Annotated in this window: 4 protein-coding genes; 3 read left to right on the top strand and 1 reads right to left on the bottom strand. The window is 30.4% G+C overall.

The window, feature by feature from the left end; genetic code table 11:
- The first annotated feature begins 56 nt into the window (after positions 1-56).
- The 3 genes from KPC_RS18615 to KPC_RS18605 all read left to right on the top strand — a co-directional run bounded on the left by KPC_RS18615 (position 57) and on the right by KPC_RS18605 (position 2,240).
- Positions 57-977 carry a glucosamine inositolphosphorylceramide transferase family protein gene (locus tag KPC_RS18615; protein ID WP_228212331.1) on the top strand — a complete coding sequence of 307 codons (921 nt, stop codon included), beginning with the start codon at positions 57-59 and terminating at the stop codon, positions 975-977.
- Between the two features lie 97 nt (positions 978-1,074).
- The gene (locus tag KPC_RS18610; protein ID WP_121975822.1) at positions 1,075-1,293 is read left to right on the top strand and encodes a hypothetical protein; all 219 of its coding nucleotides are present in this window, start codon (positions 1,075-1,077) and stop codon (positions 1,291-1,293) included.
- Positions 1,293-2,240 carry a CgeB family protein gene (locus KPC_RS18605; RefSeq protein WP_121975821.1) on the top strand — a complete coding sequence of 316 codons (948 nt, stop codon included), beginning with the start codon at positions 1,293-1,295 and terminating at the stop codon, positions 2,238-2,240. Before KPC_RS18610 ends, KPC_RS18605 begins: the two co-directional genes overlap by 1 nt.
- Here KPC_RS18605 and KPC_RS18600 read toward each other — a convergent pair.
- Entirely contained in the window at positions 2,237-3,046 is an 810-nt protein-coding gene (locus KPC_RS18600; RefSeq protein WP_121975820.1) for a glycosyltransferase family protein, read from the bottom strand. The two genes, KPC_RS18605 and KPC_RS18600, sit on opposite strands and share 4 nt — an antisense overlap.
- Positions 3,047-3,106 lie beyond the last annotated feature (60 nt).

Here is a 3,106-nt window from a genome sequence, read left to right as displayed (position 1 = left end):
ATATAATCAACACAAAATATCTTCATAATTTATTCATAATGTACTTAATCAAAAAAATGCAAAAAAGATTTTTTAAAATCATAAAAAAAATTCAAAGCTTACGTTATCAATCACATTGGTATATTCGCTTTGGTTGGGTAGATAAGGAACAGAACTTAAAACAACAGATGCAAAATTTATTTGAAATGCATCCATCATCATCTGAATATCTCTATGCAGATTGTTTTTATGCTAAGCATGAAAACCGCCATTTTATTTTTTTAGAAGAAATCCATCATAGTCATGAACATGGATTTATTTCAGTTTCTGAAGTATTTAAAGATGGCACTTATACTGCACCTAAAGCAATTTTAAAACTTGGTTATCACTTGTCATTTCCATGTATTTTTAAAATTGAAAATGACTGGTATATGATTCCCGAGACCTGTAAAAATCACACTATTGAATTATGGAAAGCATCTCACTTCCCATTTGTATGGGAAAAGCATAATGATTTAATGAATAATATTATCGCTGCTGATACTGTCCCTTTCTATCACCAAGGATATTGGTATTTGTTTACATCCATACGCAAAGACTGTAAAAAATTTGGAGATCGGCTCGATATATTTTTTACAAAAGATATTTTAAATCCAGAATGGAAAACTCACCCTCAGAATCCAGTCTGTAAAGGTTTATTAAATCAACGAATGGCAGGAATTCCATTTAATTATCAAAATAAACTGATCAGACCAGCACAGAACTCAATTAAAGGCTATGGTGCAGAAATCGAACTGAAAGAAATCACACAATTAACACCTGAACACTATAGTGAACGATTTATCGAAAAAATATCACCAGATTGGAATAAGTTAGATGATGGTTGTCACACCATCAATTTATATGAAGATTTTATAGTGTTAGATGCAGTTCGACTCACACCTAAAATCAAAGCGACAAACAAAAACCATGTAATTTTGGAAGATAAAAGTAATTAGAATATCAAACATTTCCCACTATTTGTTTTAGCTTTATTTGAGATAGTAAACATGAGGTGGCATAATACTCATGTCCAATTTTAAGGAATTTTCTCCCATGGCTATGCGTCCAGATGTGCGTCGACATACAATTGTAATTATTGCTTTTGCTCTAATTCAATGGGGCTTTGTAATGTATATCCTTAACCACCAGTTATTTGGGCTTACTACACCTCAACGTATTTTGGTATTTTGCCTGAGTTGCTTTGGTGGAGCTTTTCTAATTTTTGGTGGCTTAATTTATATGGTAATTAAGGGAAATTCGGATAAAAAATGATGCCTAAGAAAAAGATTCTTGTATTAGGCAAAAGAAATGGCATATTACAATGGTTTGAAAATTTAATTGCAGTTCGTCATGAAAACCCTGAATTTGAAATTCAAGGTTTTGCACTAAATCATAATAATAATAAAGAAAGATTCTTGAAAAAAATTCACCCCTGGAAAGAGCTTTATACAGCAAAACTACTAAAAANACAGCTACATCAATTTCAACCCGATTTAATCGTAATCGCTGATTTATTCTATTTTAATAAACATTTATTATCAGTATTAGCCTCATCTCCTGCAAAAAAGGCTCATTGGATTGGTGATTTCTTTGACAGTCGGTTAGTTGAATCAAAAAATATTATTGATCTGTATTGTTTTACAGACTCCAGTTTTATTGAAGATGCAAAACAAATCGGTATAGATCACTGTATGTACCTCCCCCTCGCTTATAACCCTCAGGTCTTTTACAATCGAAACGAAAATAAATCAGATCGTATGATTTTTATTGGTGCATGGAGTCCAGATCGTCAGGAACTCATTGAGCAAATCCCAATCCCATTGACAATATATGGTAAAGGCTGGGACAAACTACATAAACCTGAATGCAACATACACCCGTACAATATTGATCTAAATCAAGTTTCCATACTATACAGTCGCCATAAATATGTTCTTAATGTTATTAATAAAAAAAATATTCGGCAAGGTATGAATATGCGCTGTTTCGAAGCACCCGCGTGTGGTTGTATTCTTGTTAGTGAATATGTGAAAGATATAACAAAAATTTTTGATATTGAGCAGGAAATAATTTATTTTAACTCCCCAAGCGATTTAAAAAACAAACTTGAAAATGACTCAATAAACCCGGAACTAGCAAAAATAAAAGTACTAGATCACACATATAATCAGAGACTTCATCATATTTATAATAAACTTTGCAACAGCCCAAAGTATTAAGCTGGATCATTAATAATATTCTTGATTGAAGTTAAAACAGTTTGCTTTAAAAAAGCATAAGACTGCTCTAACATTAAACTATCCATCACATCCTGTTTTGATGACAAATATGCTAACATTGATTCGACTTTTGTCAGCATATCCTGATAGTCATCAATATTAAAAAAAGCTATTTGCTTTGAATTTATTAAATGCAGATAATCTTCTATATCAATACTTGTTTCTGATACTACACATGCTCCCATAGATAAGCATTCATAAATACGTGTTGTTTCTAGTAAAGCTGATTCATAATAATGAATATTAATCACAATTCTCGATTCATCAATTGCCTTCAACATTTCATATCCGTACAGATTCTCTTCAACTCTTACTTTAAAATGCTGATTTAATATTTCAAGCATTTTTTGACGTCGTGGAGAATTAGTATTTCCATAAAATAAAACATCATTTTCCTTAATGCCATTAAAATTATAATTATACTTTTCTGCTAAATAATCTTTATAGTTTAGAATTGCAGAAATTGGGAAATAACCTATTTTTTCAATTGATATTCCCTCTTTTAATAAATGATTTATATTTTTTTTTGAATAATCATAAATAAACTTTGATTTTCTTAATTTATTTAAGTAAGACTCATCCAACCAATCACTTACACATTGCTCCAACTGTATGCTTACCATTTTAGAAGATGGAGGAAGTCTTTTAAAAACCTGTGGACAGACAATGAAATAAATAAAATCATTGTATCTTCTTTTCTTAGTTCCCATACAAATTTCAATTTCAATATCATCAAAATCGCTCAAAATCGCTCAAAATCTGGTATATTAAATTTGCAATATAAAGTGTATGAGGCAATGTTAAAA

The sequence above is a fragment of the Acinetobacter stercoris genome, assembly GCF_900323515.1.
Classification (GTDB): Bacteria; Pseudomonadota; Gammaproteobacteria; order Pseudomonadales; family Moraxellaceae; genus Acinetobacter; species Acinetobacter stercoris.
Note: the sequence above shows the minus strand (reverse complement) of the source record. Positions and strands in the feature narration are given on the sequence as shown.